At 73.0% G+C, this 16,600-nt stretch carries 15 protein-coding genes and 3 pseudogenes; 8 read left to right on the top strand and 10 right to left on the bottom strand.

Annotation, left to right across the window (positions count from 1 at the left end):
- The first annotated feature begins 21 nt into the window (after positions 1 to 21).
- Positions 22 to 687 (top strand): HAD family hydrolase, encoded by a 666-nt coding sequence (locus ABZ078_RS17320; protein WP_356576046.1) that lies wholly within the window; start codon positions 22 to 24, stop codon positions 685 to 687.
- A gap of 148 nt (positions 688 to 835) precedes the next feature.
- Complete coding sequence (locus tag ABZ078_RS17315) at positions 836 to 1,867, top strand: SDR family oxidoreductase (protein WP_356576044.1); 1,032 nt, start codon at positions 836 to 838, stop codon at positions 1,865 to 1,867.
- 24 nt (positions 1,868 to 1,891) lie between these two features.
- On the opposite strand, the gene ABZ078_RS17310 is transcribed toward ABZ078_RS17315, so the two are convergent.
- The 3 genes and pseudogenes from ABZ078_RS17310 to ABZ078_RS17300 form a co-directional block, all read right to left on the bottom strand.
- The gene (locus tag ABZ078_RS17310) at positions 1,892 to 2,131 is read right to left on the bottom strand and encodes a hypothetical protein (RefSeq protein ID WP_356576042.1); all 240 of its coding nucleotides are present in this window, start codon (positions 2,129 to 2,131) and stop codon (positions 1,892 to 1,894) included.
- Between the two features lie 168 nt (positions 2,132 to 2,299).
- Positions 2,300 to 3,262 (bottom strand): aminoglycoside phosphotransferase family protein, encoded by a 963-nt coding sequence (locus ABZ078_RS17305; protein ID WP_356576040.1) that lies wholly within the window; start codon positions 3,260 to 3,262, stop codon positions 2,300 to 2,302.
- A gap of 22 nt (positions 3,263 to 3,284) precedes the next feature.
- Positions 3,285 to 3,551: pseudogene (locus ABZ078_RS17300) on the bottom strand (hypothetical protein); the annotation flags it as partial.
- Positions 3,552 to 3,559: 8 nt separating this feature from the next.
- Between ABZ078_RS17300 and ABZ078_RS17295 the strand changes: the two are divergent.
- Positions 3,560 to 4,134 (top strand): annotated as a pseudogene (locus ABZ078_RS17295) (PAS domain-containing protein).
- Here ABZ078_RS17295 and ABZ078_RS17290 read toward each other — a convergent pair.
- Positions 4,065 to 4,988 (bottom strand): DUF3626 domain-containing protein, encoded by a 924-nt coding sequence (locus ABZ078_RS17290; protein WP_356576038.1) that lies wholly within the window; start codon positions 4,986 to 4,988, stop codon positions 4,065 to 4,067. The pseudogene ABZ078_RS17295 and the gene ABZ078_RS17290 overlap by 70 nt on opposite strands.
- 107 nt (positions 4,989 to 5,095) lie before the next feature.
- Here ABZ078_RS17290 and ABZ078_RS17285 point away from each other — a divergent pair, with 107 nt between their 5' ends.
- On the top strand, positions 5,096 to 5,590 hold the full coding sequence (locus tag ABZ078_RS17285; RefSeq protein WP_356576036.1) for an FBP domain-containing protein: 495 nt from the start codon (positions 5,096 to 5,098) through the stop codon (positions 5,588 to 5,590).
- Between the two features lie 4 nt (positions 5,591 to 5,594).
- Here ABZ078_RS17285 and ABZ078_RS17280 read toward each other — a convergent pair whose 3' ends face one another.
- The gene (locus tag ABZ078_RS17280; RefSeq protein WP_356576034.1) at positions 5,595 to 6,953 is read right to left on the bottom strand and encodes an erythromycin esterase family protein; all 1,359 of its coding nucleotides are present in this window, start codon (positions 6,951 to 6,953) and stop codon (positions 5,595 to 5,597) included.
- 245 nt (positions 6,954 to 7,198) lie between these two features.
- Between ABZ078_RS17280 and ABZ078_RS17275 the strand changes: the two genes are divergently transcribed.
- The 3 genes from ABZ078_RS17275 (at position 7,199) to ABZ078_RS17265 (ending at position 10,925) form a co-directional block, all read left to right on the top strand.
- The gene (locus ABZ078_RS17275) at positions 7,199 to 8,443 is read left to right on the top strand and encodes an FUSC family protein (RefSeq protein WP_356576032.1); all 1,245 of its coding nucleotides are present in this window, start codon (positions 7,199 to 7,201) and stop codon (positions 8,441 to 8,443) included.
- 46 nt (positions 8,444 to 8,489) lie between these two features.
- Positions 8,490 to 9,569: a hypothetical protein gene (locus ABZ078_RS17270; protein ID WP_356576030.1), complete on the top strand. Its 1,080-nt coding sequence runs from the start codon at positions 8,490 to 8,492 to the stop codon at positions 9,567 to 9,569.
- A gap of 135 nt (positions 9,570 to 9,704) precedes the next feature.
- Positions 9,705 to 10,925, top strand: a complete 1,221-nt coding sequence (locus ABZ078_RS17265; RefSeq protein WP_356576028.1) for a lactonase family protein — start codon at positions 9,705 to 9,707, stop codon at positions 10,923 to 10,925.
- On the opposite strand, the gene ABZ078_RS17260 is transcribed toward ABZ078_RS17265, so the two are convergent.
- Both ABZ078_RS17260 and ABZ078_RS17255 read right to left on the bottom strand, forming a co-directional pair.
- Positions 10,893 to 11,618, bottom strand: a complete 726-nt coding sequence (locus tag ABZ078_RS17260; protein ID WP_356576026.1) for a DUF2470 domain-containing protein — start codon at positions 11,616 to 11,618, stop codon at positions 10,893 to 10,895. The two genes, ABZ078_RS17265 and ABZ078_RS17260, sit on opposite strands and share 33 nt — an antisense overlap.
- 104 nt (positions 11,619 to 11,722) lie before the next feature.
- Positions 11,723 to 12,331, bottom strand: a complete 609-nt coding sequence (locus ABZ078_RS17255; protein ID WP_356576025.1) for a TetR/AcrR family transcriptional regulator — start codon at positions 12,329 to 12,331, stop codon at positions 11,723 to 11,725.
- A 107-nt stretch (positions 12,332 to 12,438) separates the two neighbouring features.
- Here ABZ078_RS17255 and ABZ078_RS17250 point away from each other — a divergent pair, with 107 nt between their 5' ends.
- A complete protein-coding gene (locus ABZ078_RS17250; protein ID WP_356576023.1) occupies positions 12,439 to 13,965 on the top strand; it encodes a cytochrome P450 in 1,527 nt (508 codons plus the stop codon).
- Here ABZ078_RS17250 and ABZ078_RS17245 read toward each other — a convergent pair.
- The 3 genes and pseudogenes from ABZ078_RS17245 to ABZ078_RS17235 all read right to left on the bottom strand — a co-directional run.
- Positions 13,964 to 14,353, bottom strand: a pseudogene (locus ABZ078_RS17245) (pentapeptide repeat-containing protein); the annotation flags it as partial. The gene ABZ078_RS17250 and the pseudogene ABZ078_RS17245 sit on opposite strands and share 2 nt — an antisense overlap.
- Before the next feature lie 108 nt (positions 14,354 to 14,461).
- Positions 14,462 to 15,205: a PIG-L deacetylase family protein gene (locus ABZ078_RS17240; protein ID WP_356576021.1), complete on the bottom strand. Its 744-nt coding sequence runs from the start codon at positions 15,203 to 15,205 to the stop codon at positions 14,462 to 14,464.
- Positions 15,206 to 15,233: 28 nt separating this feature from the next.
- Complete coding sequence (locus tag ABZ078_RS17235; RefSeq protein ID WP_356576019.1) at positions 15,234 to 16,535, bottom strand: alpha/beta fold hydrolase; 1,302 nt, start codon at positions 16,533 to 16,535, stop codon at positions 15,234 to 15,236.
- Positions 16,536 to 16,600 lie beyond the last annotated feature (65 nt).

Here is a 16,600-nt window from a genome sequence, read left to right as displayed (position 1 = left end):
CCGCGCAGGAAGGGGCGGTCCATGGAACGGGCGGCCGTGTTCGACGTCGACGGCACCCTCGTCGACACCAACCACCTCCATGTGACGACCTGGTGGGAGGCTTTCCGGCAGGCGGGCCACCAGGTGCCCATGCACGCCGTCCACCGGGCCGTCGGCCTCGGCGCCACCGACCTGATCGCCCACCTCCTCGGTGACGACCGCGACAAGGACCGGGACGCCGAGCTGAGCGCCGCCCACAAGGCCCTGTACGGCCAGTATTTCGACCGGCTGCCCCCGCTGCGGGACGCCGGCCGGTTGCTGCGGCGCCTGGACCGCGACGGCTGGCGTGTCGTCCTCGCGACCTCGGCCGGGGGCGCGGAGCTGTCCGCCCTGCGCCGGGCGATCTCCGCGGACGACGCGATCACCGCCACCGCGAGCGCCGACGACGTCGAGGAGGGCAAGCCCGCGCCGGAGCCCGTCGAGCACGCCCTGGAACTGGTGGGCGTGCCCGCCGAGCGCGCGGTCTTCGTCGGCGACACCGTGTGGGACATGCGGGCCGGGACCCTGGCCGGTGTGCGGTGTGTGGGCGTCCTGTGCGGCGGCATCCCCCGCGCCGACCTGCTGGACGCGGGCGCGCAGGCGGTCTACGACGACCCGGCCCACCTGCTGGCGTCCCTGGCGGACAGCCCCTTGACCGACATCCGGTGAGGGTGACGCGGACCGCCGTCGGCCGGGCTGACGGACGTGCACGCGTTCGCGGCGCGATGCGATGCCATGCGATGCGGGTCGGGAGCGTGCGGGCGTCCCGGAGCGGGTACTCGGGGCTCCCGTCCCCACTCCTTGAGAGGAGCCGCAGGTGAGCAGCGAATCGGCCCTCAGGATCGTGGTCACCGGTGCCACGGGCAATGTCGGTACGAGCGTGGTGCGGCTCCTCTCGGAGGATCCGGAGGTCGGCTCCCTCCTGGGGCTGGCCCGCCGGACTCCCGAGTGGTCGCCGCCGAAGACGGACTGGGCCGCGGTGGACCTGGCGTCCGCGCAGGCCGATCTGGTGAGCCTCTTCGAGGGCGCCTCGGCCGTCGTGCATCTGGCCTGGGCGTTCCAGCCCACGCACGATCCGGCGGTGACCTGGCGGACGAACGTACTGGGCAGTATCCGCGTGTTCGAGGCGGTGGCCGCCGCGCAGGTCCCGACGCTGGTGCACGCGTCCTCGGTCGGTGCGTACTCTCCGGGGCCGAAGAACCACGCCGTGGACGAGTCGTGGCCGACGCACGGCTGGCCCGACGCCGCGTACTGCCGGGAGAAAGCCTATCTGGAACGGGCGCTGGACGCCTTCGACCGGACGCACCCCGAGGTGCGTGTGGTGCGGATGCGGCCGGCTTTCCTGTTCAAGCGGGAGTCGGCGAGCGAGCAGCGCCGTATCTTCGGCGGCCGCTTCCTGCCGGGTCCGCTGGCGCGCCCGGAGCTGCTGCCGTTCCTGCCCGACATTCCGGGCCTGCGGGTGCAGGCCCTGCACACCGACGACGCGGCCACGGCGTATCGACTCGCCCTGAAGTCCGACGTCCGCGGGGCGTTCAACCTCGCCGCCGAACCGCCGGTCGACGCGGACCTGCTCAGCGAGGTGCTCGGCACCACGCGCCGGGTCCGGCTCCCGCGTACGGCGGCCCGCTCGGCGATCGCCGCCGCGTGGGGGCTGCACCTGCTGCCGGCTTCCCCGCACCTCTTCGACGCGGTCCTCAGGCTGCCCCTGATGGACTGCACACGCGCGCGTACGGAGCTGGGCTGGCGCCCGGAACGGACCGCGCCCGAGGTGCTGGAGGAGTTCCTGCAGGGCCTGCAGCGCGGCGAGGGCGCGGAGACGGAGCCCCTGCGCGGCCGCAAGGTGGGCTGACGCCCGTCTGCCCCAGGGATCCTCTCAGCCGGTCGGCTCCTCGGGTTCCGGATGCTCGGGATGGGCCGTGTCCGACCGGGATTCTCCCTGGCGGCCCGTGCCCGCCTCGTCGGTGTCGGGGACGTCGTCCGACCGCTCCCCGGCGTCCGTGGACTCGACAGGCGCCTCCCAGGGGTCCTCCCCCTCTGCCGCCTGCTGGTCCGGCATGTCCCGCGGTATCGGCTCGGCGGTCTGGCCCGGAGTCTTGTGACGGTCGTCGGCCATGGCGCACCTCCCTCGTCTCGTCCAAGGCCGTTCGAAGGACCCGCGAGTACCGCCCCGGCCACCGGCGAAACCTCAGCGCGACACCGCTCCGCCGGCGCCGTGCGCCAGCCCGCGGACCCGCCGACAACTCACCCGCCCGCCCCTCGCGCCAACCGTCGATCAGCACCACTACGACGCGAGGTCCTCGACCTCGGCCAGCGCCGCCGCCAGTTCGGGAGCGACCGTCTCCTGGACCCAGCGGTCCTGTGCGGTGTCGACCGCCCGGGGAACCGTCTCCGTGAGCATGATCAGGTAGAGGTAGGAGCGGTAGAGGGCCAGCCGGAGGCGGGCCGGTACGTCGAAGTCGGCCCGGCCGCCGGCCTCCCGGTACCCCGCCAGGAACGCCTCGTCCCTCTTGATGTCCCCGAGCAGCGCCAGGGAGACGAAGTCGGCGAGCGGATCGCCCCAGAACATGCGTTCCCCGTCGATGAGCCCGCCGATCCGGGCCTCCCCCGACGCACGGTCCACCAGGATGTTGCCCGGCCACAGGTCGAAGTGGACCGGACGCGGGACGGTGACCTCGTCCAGGGCGTCGTACGCGGCCCGGAGCATGCGGGCTACGGCGTCGGCGGGGCGCGGCAGCCGGGCCGCGTACCGGCGGGCGTCGTCGAGGACGGCGTCGAGCATGGCCGTGAAGGCGGTGCGCCAGTCGGGGGCGAGCGGGCCGAGGGCACCGGAGGGGTAGCCGAAGCCCGGGCCCGTGAGGGTGTGGAGTCGGGCGACCTGACGGCCCAACTCGGTACGCAGGGCCGCCCGTTCCGGGTCCGTGAGCGAGCCGTTCCACGGGTCCCCGGGGCAGGCCGTCATCAGCAGGTGGCTCCCCAGGGCCACGACACGCGGCGCCGGGACGTCCGCCTGCGCTGCCACCCGGTAGAACTCGGCCTCGGACACCAGGAGTTCACTCTCGTAGGTCAGCCCCGGGACGGTCGGCGCGGGCGGCACCTTCAGCACGTACCGGCGGCCGTCGGTCAGGAGCAGCTCCTCGACCGTGTTGTACGTGCCCCCCGACAGCGGCCGCAGGTGGGCGAGGTGTCCCGGCGGCAGGCCCGCCGCCTCCAGGACCTGCCGGGCCCGTTCCCAGGAGTCCACCACCGTGCGCCCACCCCTCTTTCGGTCAGCCGGCCGCGTAGACGTCCTCGACGTAACGGCCGTCCGCGATCAGCCCGTCGAGCCACCGCCCGGCCGCCGCGTCGTCGGCGCCCGGTGTGCGCTCCCGGTACAGCGTACGGAACGCCTCCCGTACGCCCGGCGCCATTCGGGAACCGTCGCCGCACACGTACACCCGGGCGCCCGCGCCGAGCAGCTTCCAGACCTCGTCGGCGTGCAGGAAGTCGGCGTCCGGGGCGTCGCAGCCGAAGTAGCAGAGGGCCGGGGCGAGTTTGCGTCTCGGTGCCGGTCGCGGTGTGTGATGTGTACGGCGCGGTCCAGCTGGCCAATCCGGCGATGGCGGCGGAGTGCGGTACGACTCCGGGGTGGCTGCGCGGGCGGGACGGGCTGGACCTGTTCCGGCCGCAGGAGGCGACGCAGGTGGAGCGGATCGCCGAGGCGCTGCGGCTGCGGCACCGGTCGCGGTACCAGGTGTCGGTGCGCTGGGAGGGGCCGGGCGGTGCTGAGCGGTACGGGGAGCTGACGGCGGACCCGGTGAGCGACACCGTGGAGGAGACGCCGGCGCTGCTGGTGATGCTCCGCGTCCTGGGTGAGCGCGAGGCGCATGAGCACAGGCCCGTGCGGATGGCGCCGATGCAGGCGCGCGTCCTGGCGCTGCTCGCCGGGGGCGCCACCACCGCGCGGGCCGCCCGGGAGGCGGCCTCACGGTGGACGGCGTGAACTACCACCTGCGGCGCCTGTCTGCGCGGTGGGGCGCGGCGAACCGTACGGAACTGGTCGCCCGGGCCTATGCGCTGGGCGTGCTGGCTCCCGGGGTGTGGCCTCCGACGCCCGCCTCCTCGGTCGAGCCGGAGTAGGCGGTGCCCGCGCCCCGCGGTGCGCCGAAGCGGGCCAGGGTGTGCCACACCATCTTCAGGTCCTGGAGCTCGTACCGGCCCGTGCGGGCGGCGTCCCCGATGACACGCGGGTCGACGCGGCCGTCCTCGGCGATCCGCGCGCCCAGCTCGGCGTACTCCTGGCCGCGGTAGTCCGCGTGGCGGCGCAACTGCGCCATGGTGAGCCGGTAGCCCGGGTGCCACTCGACGGGGCGGGACAGCTCGCGAGCCGCGGCCTCGACGGGCGTGCCCCGGTAGCAGGAGTCCAGGACGACGGCCTCGACGTCACGGGCGAGGACGACCCCGCCGTGGACCTGCGCCTCGATGTAGTCGTTGAGGGCGTCCTGTTCGTCGGCCTCGGCGAGTGCGACGAGGTGCGTACCGGCGGCGACGCCGAAGTCCGTCGGCTCGGCCGCGCTGTCGGGGTAGCAGAAGGTGGCGCGGGCGAGCGCGGCGCCGGTCAGCCTGAAGTGCGAGGAGCCGAACCGCGGCGCGGCGCCCACCACTTGGCGGCGGAAGTTCAGCGCGCCGTACACGGGCCGCTCGTCGTCGGCGGCGTCGTCGTAGACGCCGCCGAAGATCCGGCTCTCCCAGCGCCAGCGATCGCCGCCGGGGTGGGCGGTGAGGCCGCCGTTGCTGGTGCCGGTCACGAACTGCGAGTGATACGTGCCGTCCTCGGCCAGTGCCCGCAGGATCGGCACGCCCCGCACCAGCCGGTCCGGGTGGAAATTGAGGGTGATGCGGACGTCGGGGTCGAGGGCCGGACCCGCGGAGGCAGCCGCGACATGCCGCAGTGCCGCCCGGGCCCGAGGTGACCCGACCGCGCCGAAATTCACTGGCTCCCCCTTCAACAAGCTGCCTACCCTAGCCAACAACCTAGGGACCCTAGGTTTGCGGAACGACTTTACCGAACAACCCTGTCGAACGACTCCCAGGAGCTCCCATGAGGCCACTCACCGAGCAGGACATCCGCAACTCTTTCATCAACTGCTCGAAAGGCGAGGCCAAGCGTCTGTCCGTACCCCGTGATCTCGACGAACGCCCTTGGGACGACCTCGACTTCCTCGGCTGGCGGGATCCGGGTGCGCCCGACCGCAGCTACCTGGTCGTCGAGCGGGAGGGGCGCCCGGTGGGCGTCACCCTCCGCTTCCCGTCCTCGCAACGCGGCTTCCTGCACCGCAGCATGTGCTCCCTGTGCCTGACGTCCCATCCGCGCGGCGGCGTCTCCCTGATGACGGCCCGCAAGGCGGGGGCCGCGGGCCGTGAGGGCAACTCGGTCGGCCTGTACATGTGCACCGACCTCGCCTGCTCGCTCTACCTCCGCGGCAAGAAGATCCCGGAGGCGGGCCCGCGGATCGAGGAGAGCCTGACGCTGGAGGAGCAGATCGCGCGGGCGACGGGCAATCTGGCGGCCTTCCTGGACCAGCTGTACACCTGACCGGTCAGCGGTCCAGCAGCCTGGCCGCCGCCACGCTGTGCAGGTGGATCAGGACGTCGTGGCTCCGGGCGAGGGCTGTGTCGTACTCCGGTTCCGGGTACGCCGTGCCGATGCTGCGGGTCGGCCTCGCCTCCCTCACCCAGGTACGGGCCGGTGGCGGCACGGTCCGCAGGTCGACGACGTAGTCACGATGGCGTACACGGTCGAGCGTCGCCTCATTGCTGCCGTGTCCCGCCGGCCCCAGGGTGAACTCCCGCACGTTCCCGTCCGGCGCGGTGGCGTTGAACGAGCCGCGGTAGAAGGTGAAGCCGACGCTGACGTACGCGTCACCGAGCCGGTCACGCAGGAACGCGCCCTGCATCTTCGGGTAGTGGGCGGGGTCGTCCGGCACATAGGCGACGTGTGCGTTGTGCGCCGACAGCAGGATCTTGGTGCCCGTGTGCCGCGCCCACCAGGCCACGTTGTCGGCCATGACCGAGTCGCGGTAGCGCATGGCTGCCCTGAGCTGCTGCGCGTCCTCGAAGTCGAACGCGTAGCCCCGGGCCGTCTGGTCGATGGCGGTGGCGTGCTGGACCGCCCAGTCGTACGCCTCCCGGTCGGCGCCCGGCGCCTGTCGCCGCAACAGCGCCAGCGCCTCGCCGGTCCGGGCCGCCATCTGCTGGCGCTCGGCGTACGGCCTGTTCAGGTACTGCTCGATGTACGCACCCGTCGCCGTCGTGGGCCGCAACCCCCGGTACAGGTCCGTGAAGCGGGCCAGGAGGCCCGAGTGCGCACCCGCCACGTAGTCCGTGACCTCGTCGTACAGCTCGGGACCGGCCCAGGCGAAGTCGTCGCCCATGAACTGGACCGGATCGTCCGGATGGTGCCGGTTGTAGGCACGCATCCACTCCACGAGCCGCAGATAGTCGGTGTTGTTCCACCACAGGAAGTCCCGCTGGAACTCCTCGCGCATGATGCGCCGCGGATCGCCCTTGCCGTACAGCACGTAGTCGTTGAGGCGCAGACCGGTGCTCCAGGGGGCCTCCAGCGCGAAGGTGCGGAAACCCCTCTCCTCGACGAGGTGGCGGAAGACGCGGTCCTTGAGGGCGAAGAAGTCGTGCGAGCCATGGGTGGCCTCGCCCAGGCCGACGACCCGGGCGCCGCCGATCATCCGGTCCAGGGGCCGCAGATCACCGCTGTCGCCGCCCGGTTCGACCGTCCGCAGCGGGTGGGCGGCGCGGTCGAGTGCGTCGACGACGGTGGTGGTGGAGGAGGAAGCGGCGGCGGAGGCGGGGTACGGGGCCGCCGCGGCCGGGATGCCGGTCGTCAGGGCGGCGAGGATGATGAACAGGGTCAGTAACAGTCCGGTCCGATGACGATGCATGATCCAAGGCTTGCGCTCCGGACCGGCGGGGGACCATGGGGCGGTCCTCCGTCCCCGGGTGCGGACAGCCACCCGGTGGCGGCGGGGGTTCTCCCCAGGCTTCGCGCGGGTGTCGATGATCACCAGCCCGGCCCCTTGCCGTACTCGGCCGCTGCGATCAGTCTGGGGTTCCTTGCGGACGGTTACGTTCCGCAAGCGGTGGGCCGACGCATCTGTGGAAAGGGAACGACCCGAGGATGCAAGACGTGAGTGAGGGGACGGAGTTCCGGGAGTGGCTCGGAAGGCTGCGCCGGGATCCCGTGGTGGTCCAGACGCTGCGGTCGGCGGCCGCGGCGACGATCGCCTATGTCATCGCACTGCGCCTGAGTCCGGAGGCCGCGCCGCTGACCGCGCCCCTGACAGCGCTGCTGGTCGTCCAGGTCACCTTCTACGCCACGCTCACCAACGGCATCCGCCGGGTGAACTCCGTGGTCGCCGGGGTGCTGGTCGCCATCGCCTTCAGCCTCCTGGTCGGCCTGACCTGGTGGAGTCTCGCGCTGCTGATCGTCGCCGCGCTGGCGGTCGGGCATCTGGTGCGGGTCAACGAGTACGTGCCCGAAGTGGCGATCAGCGCGATGCTGGTCCTCGGGGTCACGACCGTCGGGGACACCGCGTGGGCGCGGGTGCTGGAGACACTGATCGGCGCGGTGGTCGGGCTCGGCTTCAATCTGCTCCTCGCGCCGCCCGTGTGGGTGGACGAGGCCGGCGAGTCGCTGGAGGGACTGGCCCGCAGGCTGCGGCAGTTGATGCTGCGCATCGGCGAGGAGGCCGCCGGCCGCACAGCGTTCGAGCAGGCCGCGGCACGGTTGCACGAGGCGCGTCGGCTCGACCACGACATCGTCGAGGTGGACGCGGCGCTGAAGCAGGCGGAGGACAGCCTGCGACTCAATCCGCGCGTACGTGACAGCCTGCTGCACCGGGTCGTGCTGCGCACCGGGCTGGACACGCTGGAGATCTGCACGGTCGTCCTGCGGGTGCTCGCGCGCACGCTCACCGATCTCGCGAAGGAGCGGGAGCCCGAGCCGCTGTTCGCGAAGGAGACCGGCACCGTCGTGGAGCAGTTGCTGTCCGAGATCGCCGACGCGGTGGTCAGCTTCTCGGTGCTGGTCACCACGCACGTCAGCAGCAACGCGGACGCGGCCGAGTCCCGGCTGTCCGCGGAGTTGCGCACGGCGACGGGCACCCGCGACAAGCTCGCCCTGCTGCTGCGTGAGGAGGCCGAGCGCGAGACGCGGCACTGGCAACTGCTCGGGGCCGTCCTGACCGAGGTGAACCGCATCCTCGACGAGCTCGACACCGAGCACCGCTCGCGTCGACTGCTGGAGGAACTGGACCGCGTCTCGCAGGAGCAGCGCGCCCGGATGCCGCGCCTGAACCGGCTGCGCGAGCGCATGGGCGTTCAGGAGCAGCTGTGGCGGAACCGTACGGGGATGGGCGGGCGTTATCGGTGAGAGAAGGCCGGTACGGGGCCGGCGCGGGGATGCGAGGAGCGGGCCGATGGCCGACGCCACCGTGCGGATCGACGGAAACACACTGCGGCTGCCGGGCGGTGTGGCGGTGCGGTTCATCCGTACGCTGCGGCTGCCCGAGTCCGGCACGCATCCGCTGCCGCCGGGGCTCGGCGAGTTCCCGGTGCGGCGGGTGGCGGACTACGCGGACACGGTTCCCGAGGAGTGGCGGGCGCGCGGCGGTGTGATGCTGCCCGTGTATCTGCGCGAGGCGATGTGGCTGAGTTTCGGGGGCACGACGGAGCCGGCGGCCCTTCAGGTCGGGGTGGGCAAGGTGTGCGCGGTCTCCGGGAAACCGTGGAGCGACCGGCCGGCCCGCACGCCGCAGAACTACGTCGTGCTGCCCCGGCAGCCCTGGCTGGACGGCATCAGCTCCGGCAAGGGCACCGTCCGCCAGTTCGTGGCGGTCCCGCTGGGACTGGGGGCGACCGTCGAGGGCCAGGTCACCGGCGAGGAGGTCTGGGGCGGCGTACAGCTTCAGTCGTTCCCGCTGAAGGAGGAGCCGCTGGCCGGCTGGCGTGCGGAGGAGCGGCGCCGGGCGGAGTCGGCGCGCGGGCGGGCCCAGGCGCAGGCGATGCCGCAGCACGGAGGTTGGGGAGCCGCCATGCCGATGATGGCCGCGCCGCCCGCCCCCGGCTCGGTCCCGGCACCGGCCGCCGCTCCCGGGGGCCGGCGGCACCGGGCCGCCGCGGCCATGGGCCTGGGCGTCGGCGGTTCGATGCGCCAGGAGGTCTACGAGGACGACCGCCCGCTGTCGGACTGGGCCGACCGCCCCGCCGGCCGGGTCTTCGTCCATCTGGTGACGCCTCCCGAGTGGCGGCGGATCACGGGCGAGGCTCCCCCGCCGTCGCCGGTGGACCGGGCGGCGTACACGCGCGCGGGGCTGCCCTGGTTCGACTACTACGACCAGGACGCCGAGGATCTCGCGCCCACGGACACACTGGAGGCGGTGCAGCCGGTCGGTGACTGGCTCGGCGACGACCACGAGCCCTGGCAGGCGCCCTCGCCCGACCAGGTGACGCCGCTGGGGCACGCACCGGGGAAGCCGGTGGCGGACGGGGAGTGGTGAGGGGAACGGTGGGCGGCGCGAAGCCCTGAGTCCGTTGCGCCCTGCGCAACGAGCGTTGCTTTTCTTGCGCTCCGCGGGTGATCCACGCCAAGGTGGCTGTCGCGACCACGACGACCGACGACCTGAGGTGTGGACATGGGCAGTGGTGGGCTGAGCAGGCGCCGATTCGTCGGAACCCTCGCGGGCTCGGCCGCCGGCGTGACACTCCCGGCGGCCACGGCGTGCGACGACGCGCCGGCCCCGGCGGACCCGCCCGACACGGCGGCTCCCGAGGCGACCTCGCCCGGGCCACGTCCGAGCGCCCAGACCGAGAGCCGTGCGCCGTCCGGCCCGCGCCCCCTCTACCTCGGCACCTACACCTCCGTCGAGGGCGGCGGCACGGGCATCGGCCTCGCCACCTACGACCCGGCCACGGGCCGGATCACCGGCACCGGAACGATCGGGGGTGTCGGCGACCCGTCGTATCTGGCCCTGCACCCGAGCGGCCGGACGCTGTACGCGGTCGACGAGCGGGAGGAAGGTGCCGTGACCGCCGTCCGCCTCGGCGACCGCAAGGTTCTCGGGAGCCGGAGCACCGGCGGGGCGGCGCCGTGCCACCTGTCGGTGCACCCGAGCGGGCGCTGGCTGCTGAGCGCCAACTACGGCACGGGCAGCGTGGCCGTGCACCCGATCGACGCCTCGGGCGCGCTCGGCGAGCGCACCGACCTGGTCACGCACTCCAGTCCGCCGCCCGGCCCGGGCCAGGAGGGTCCGCACGCCCACCAGTTCCTCACCAGCCCCGACGGCGGCCATGTGCTCGCCGTCGACCTGGGCACGGACACCGTCTACAGCTACCGCCTCGACCAGAAGGCCGGCACGCTCACCGCCGTCGGGCGCGCGCAGGCGAAGCCGGGCGCGGGGCCGCGCCATCTCACCTTCCACCCGGGCGGCCGGTACGCGTATCTGGCCAACGAGGCCGACAACACCGTCGCGGTCTGCGCGTACGACCCCGAGTCGGGTCGGCTGACGATCGGCGACGAGCAGTCCACGGGCACGGGCTCGGGCACGAACTATCCGGCGCAGATCGTGGTGACGCCGAACGGCCGGTACGCCTATCTCGCCAACCGGGGCCACGACAGTCTCGCGCGCTACGCGGTGGAGTCGGACGGCGCCCGGCTCAGGCTCCTCGGCACGGTGCCGGTCGCCGGGGACTTCCCACGCCAGATCGCCCTCTCGCCGGACGGTGCGCTGCTGTTCGCGGCGAACCAGCGGTCGAGCACCGTCAGCGTCTTCCAGATCGACGGGGACAGCGGTGAACTGCGGCTCGCGGGGGAGCCGTTCGCGTCACCCGTCGCCGTCTGCGCGCTGCCGCTGTAGGGCGCGGGGGCAGGCGGCGGCGCTGGCCTGGGCGAGCAGGATGTGCATGCGCTCGGTGAGCTGTGCGACGTCGTCGGCGGGCCGGTGGAACGGCAGTCGTACGTCGCCCTGGGCGCGGGCGCGCTCGATGCGCAGCGTCAGTCCGTGCCGGTCGACGGCGAGGGGCTGGACGCGCACGGCGCCGTGCAGGCTGACGGACTCGACGAGGCGGGTGAGCCGCTCGACGGCGTCCGGGTGGCAGTCGGCGAGGTGGGTGAGCAGCCGGGCCTCGGCGGTGGCCAGCGGGTCGGGCGCGGCGGCGGCGAACTCGTCGAGGTCGACGACCACGGCACCGGACGGCTGCCGCAGCACCACGCGGGTGGCGTGGAAGGCGAGTTTGCCGTCCTCGGGGGTGAACCAGCCGGACAGCCACAGCCGGGCGCGGATCCGTTTGCGTACGGGTACGGGGGCGACGTCGGCGAACTCCAGGACGGCGGAGGGCTCTCCGCGGGGAGCGCAGATCGCCGCCGTCACGAGCACGCTGTCCTCCGGCACGTCCAGCAGGACGCGGCCGTCCTCGGTCACGGTGTGCGCGCCGACGAGCTCCTCGCGGCAGCCCTCCGCGGTCACCGCGCAGGACCACGCGGCGGCGAGCATCGAGCGGGCCCGTTCCGCGGTGGAAGGCGCGGCCGCCCAGGTCTGGCTGTCACCCATCCCATGCCTCCTTAGGTAAGCCTCACCTAACCTATCGAAGATCGAGCCGCACGCCAACCGACCCACGCGATCCTGTGCGATCTCTTTGCCTGCGCACGAGGCACTCAGGGCGCGATGACACCCAGCAGGGCGCGGGCGCACAGGTCGCGCACCTGCGCCCGGGAGAGCTCCGAGCCCCTCAGCCACTCCAGGCAGACGGCGGTGGTGAACGCCAGCCAGCCCCGCACGGCGAGCCGGGCGTCGGGCCGGTCCTCGAAGGCCGCGCCGAACTCGGGGTCCGCCGCCATCGCCGCCAGGATCTGCTCCTCCTGGGCCGCCAGGGCGCGTTGGTAGACCTTGCGTACGGCCTGGTCGCCCGCCGCGTCGGCGCGGTGGAAGGCGCGGTAGCCGTGGGCGTGGGCGTGCACGTACTCCAGAAAGGTGTCGAGCCCCGCGGCGAGTTGCTCGCGCACCGGAACCCCGGGCACGGCCGCGGTCATCCGCAGCATGCGCTCGCTCTCCCGCTCGACGACGGCCGCGAAGAAGTCCCGCTTGGTCGGGAAGTAGTGGTAGAGCAGCCCGCGCGAGACACCGGCGATCTCGGCGACCTGCTCGATCCACACGTCGTCGTACGGGCTCTCCGAGAACAGGCGGGCCCCGACCGCGAGGAGTTGCTCACGGCGCTCCTGCGTGCTGAGCCGGCGGCGGGTGCGCTCGCCCTGGTTCGCGGCCATGCCCGCACTTTACTTGACGTGGATTCAACGACGGGACCACACTGGAGCGCGTTATTGAACCCATGTACAACTAGCTCAACTGCCGCTGGATCTAGGGAGATCGCGTCATGGCGGACACCACGACCGGGAACGGACTGCCGAAGGGGTTCCGCAGCGCCGAGCAGGGCTGGCCCGAGCTGCACCGCATACCCCACCCCCCGCACCGGCTCCCGCTGCTCGGCGACGTGCTCGGCGCCGACCGGCGCACGCCGCTGCAGGACTCGCTGCGCCACGCCCGTCAGTTGGGTCCGATCTTCCGGCGCAAGGCGTTCACCAGGGAGTTCGTGTTCGTGTGGGGCGCCGGCCTGACGGCCGACATGGCGGACGAGGCGCGCTTCGCCAAGCATGTCGGGCTGGGCATCGCCAATCTGCGGCCGGTCGTCAAGGACGGGCTGTTCACGGCCTACAACCACGAGCCGAACTGGCGGTTGGCGCACGACGTCCTCGCCCCGGGCTTCAGCCGGGAGGCCATGACCGGCTACCACCCGATGATGCTGGCCGTCGCGGACCGGCTCATGGACCACTGGGACCGCGAACGGGCGGCGGGCCGGGCGGTGGACGTGCCCGGCGACATGACCAAGCTGACCCTGGAGACCATCGCACGCACCGGGTTCGGGCACGACTTCGGCTCCTTCGAACGCGCCCGTCCGCATCCCTTCGTGACGGCGATGGTCGGTACGCTGAGCTACGCGCAGCGGCTCAACGCCGTGCCGTGGCCCTTCCTGCTCCGGCGTGCCGGGCGCCGCAACGACGCCGACATCGCGTACCTCAACCGCACGGTCGACGACCTGGTCCGCGCCCGTACGGCGGGCGGGCCCGGGGACGGGGACCTGCTGGACCGGATGCTGGAGACGGCCCATCCGGAGACGGGCGAGCGGCTCTCCGCGCAGAATGTGCGCCGCCAGGTGATCACCTTCCTGGTGGCCGGACACGAGACCACCTCGGGCGCGCTCTCCTTCGCCCTGCACTACCTGTCGCGGCACCCGGACGTCGCGGCCCGCGCCCGCGCCGAGGTGGACCGCGTCTGGGGCGACACGGCGGCGCCCGCGTACGACCAGGTGGCGAGGCTGCGGTACGTGCGCCGCGTCCTCGACGAGTCGCTGCGGCTGTGGCCGACGGCGCCCGCCTTCGCCCGCGAGGCACGCGAGGACACCGTGCTGGGCGGGGTCCATCCGATGCGGCGGGGTGCCTGGGCGCTGGTGCTCACCGCGATGCTGCACCGGGATCCCGAGGTGTGGGGCGCGAACGCCGAGCGGTTCGACCCGGACCGCTTCGAGGCGGGGGCCGTACGGACGCGGCCGCCGCACACCTTCAAGCCGTTCGGTACGGGGGCGCGGGCGTGCATCGGTCGGCAGTTCGCGCTGCACGAGGCCACGCTGGTGCTGGGGTTGCTGCTGCGCCGCTACGAGTTGCGGGCCGACCCGGGCTATCGCCTGCGGGTGACGGAGCGGCTGACGCTGATGCCGGAGGGGCTGCGGCTGCACCTGGAGCGGCGGGCGGCGCCAGACACCCCGAACACCGCACCCGACGCTCCCGGGTCCGTCGAGGACAAGCCCTCAGGCGTCCGCTGTCCCGTGCGCGGGGCGGCTGACTGAGGCGGGCGCCGATCAGGTCCGCGCCCCGGCGGTCCTTCTTGCGGCTGCGTACGCCCGCCCGTGCCGGCTCGCTGGTCTTCAGCAGGAGCTGGTTGACCTCCTGCCGATGGGCGGTCACGTCCACCTCCGCGAGCTCCTCGGGGGACCGGAACGCCAGCGCCTCCGTCAGGTACCAGAGCAGCTCGTGGAGCCGGCGGACGACCGGGAAGACAGCGAACATGCGCCGGGCGTGCGCTCGGGAGCCGGTGTGCCGGTCCTGGCCGCCGAAGGTGAGCTGCGAAACCTTCTGACCCGCGCCGAAGCAGTCGTAGACGGTGCAGCCGGTGAAGCCCCGCTGCCGGAGCCGCGCGTGGCTGCCGCAGCGGTGGGCGTCCTGGAGGTTCCGGCAGGCAGTGGCGCAGTCCCGCGCAGGTCGGCCAGGGCGGCTGGATGATCGTTCATGCCATCAGCGTCATGTCCGCCTGGAGACGGGACCGCGCCACTTTCGCAACAGGCCCTAGCGGCCGAACAGTTCGAAGGCGACGGCCGGCTTCCCGCCGAACCGCTCCCCCGTCGCCCTGGCGTGCTCGGTCAGGAAACCACGGGCGTACGCCTCCGGGTCCTCGTTCGTCAACGCCTCGATGTAGGTGCGGTGTTCGAGCAGCGAGCGCACCGCGCGTTCCAGGCCCGGCGTCGCGTCCTCCGCGTGCGTCGGTGTGCTGGAGCCCGCGACGGCGACCCAGCGGACGCCGTCCCAGGGCTGCAGGCCCTGCTCCACCAGCTCCGGGAAGATCCAGCGGTTGCCCGCGTCACCGGCCGCGTCCAGCGTGGCGCGACCGACCGCCACGTGGTCCGGGGTGTTCCAGGCGACGCCGCCCCAGGTGTCCCGGTGGTTGAGGGTGATCACCAGCTCGGGCCGGTGCCTGCGGATCGCGGCCGCGATGTCGCGGCGCAGCGCGGTGCCGTACTCGATGACGCCGTCCTTGTGGTCGAGGAACTCCACCGCCGACACACCGACCACCGCAGCGCTCGCCCGCTGCTCACGCTCGCGCAGCGGGCCGCACTTCGCGGGCTCCAGGGTGTCGATGCCGGCCTCGCCGCGGGTCGCCAGGACGTAGGCCACCTCACGGCCGGCGTCGGTCCAGGCGGCGATCGCCGCCGAGCAGCCGTACTCGAGGTCGTCCGGGTGCGCGACGACGGCGAGCGCGCGCTGCCAGTCGGCGGGCATGGGCTTCAGTCGAGTGGTCGTCGGCTCGGTCATGCCCGCACACTAACGCGTGACACCGACATCACGCTTCGTCACGTGTGAGCGCCAGCAGCCGGTCCAGGACGCGCGGACCGCCGGCCCGTACGCCGTCGTGCTCGAACTCGTCGGTGACCCAGGTGCGCAGCCCGCGGATCGCGCGGGCGGTGGCGAGGGAGTGGGCGGTGTCGACGTACATGTCGTCGTGGTAGACGGCCGCGGCGACCGGCACCTCGTTGGCGGCGAGGCGTGTGGAGTCGTACAGGGGTTTCCAGTCGGCGCGGGCGGCGAGGAGTTCGGCGGTCTCGCGCAGCGGGCGCAGCGCCGGGTCGCACTCGAACATCCAGGGGTGGATGGTCTCGCCGGTGAACAGCAGCGGCCCGTCGCCCGCGAGGGTCTTGGCCGCGTCGAACTGCGGGAACTCGGCGCGCACACGCTCGGCGGACCAGGCGGTGGGGCGCGCGTCCTGGCCGTAGATCGCCTCGTGGACGAGGGCGTACAGCGGGTGGCTCGCGTACGACAGCAGGCCCTGGACCTCCTCCTGGAACGCGTCCGAGAGGGCGGGGCCCTGCGGTGTGCGGACGAAGGCGTGTTCCAGCAGGTAGTGCAGGCGGTGGCTGCCCTCGCTGCCGCCGAGGAGGATGCCGAGGGACTGGAAGGCCTCGGCGGTGAGGCGGTAGCCGTTCGGCAGGACCACGTCGTGCGCGAGGAGGTGGTCGGCGATACGGCGGGCGCGCTCGACGTCCTGCGGGTAGCGGGCGTAGTGCGCGGCGACCTTGCGCTCGATGCGGGGGTACGCGGCCCGGTAGACGTCGTCGGCGTGCGCGTCGAGGGAGGGCAGGCCGCCGGTGATGACGGCGGCGGTCAGGGCCTCGGGGGCGGTGGAGAGGTAGGTGACGGTGCAGAAACCGCCGAAGCTCTGGCCGAGGACGGTCCAGGGGGCGCCGCCGGTCACCTCCCGGCGGATCGCCTCGCAGTCGCGGACGATCGAGTCGGCGCGGAAGTGCGTGAGGTAGTCGGCCTGTTCGGCGGGGCCGCCGCGCAGCGGGAGCGTCTGGCGGCCCGCGGGAGTGGAGTGGCCGGTGCCGCGCTGGTCGAGGAGCAGGACGCGGAACTCCTTCAGCGCGCGGCCGAGCCAGGCGCCCTTGCCGACGAAGCGGTTGGCGCCGAAGCCGGGGCCGCCCTGGAGGTAGACCAGCCACGGCAGGTCCTGCTGCGCCTTGTCGGCGGCGACGACCTCACGGGCGTAGAGCTCGATCGTCTCTCCCGTCGGGGCGTCGTGGTCGAGGGGCACGGTGAAGTGACGGTCGGTGAGGACGACGCCGGGCTGGCGGTAGCTGAGGGTCAACAGGGCTCCCGGGACGGATGGTTTTCGGGCCGCGTCCCAGTTCAGCACATGGTCGTCCGCCGACC

This window comes from Streptomyces sp. NPDC006385, assembly GCF_040612485.1.
Classification (GTDB): domain Bacteria; phylum Actinomycetota; class Actinomycetes; order Streptomycetales; family Streptomycetaceae; genus Streptomyces.
Note: the sequence above shows the minus strand (reverse complement) of the source record. Positions and strands in the feature narration are given on the sequence as shown.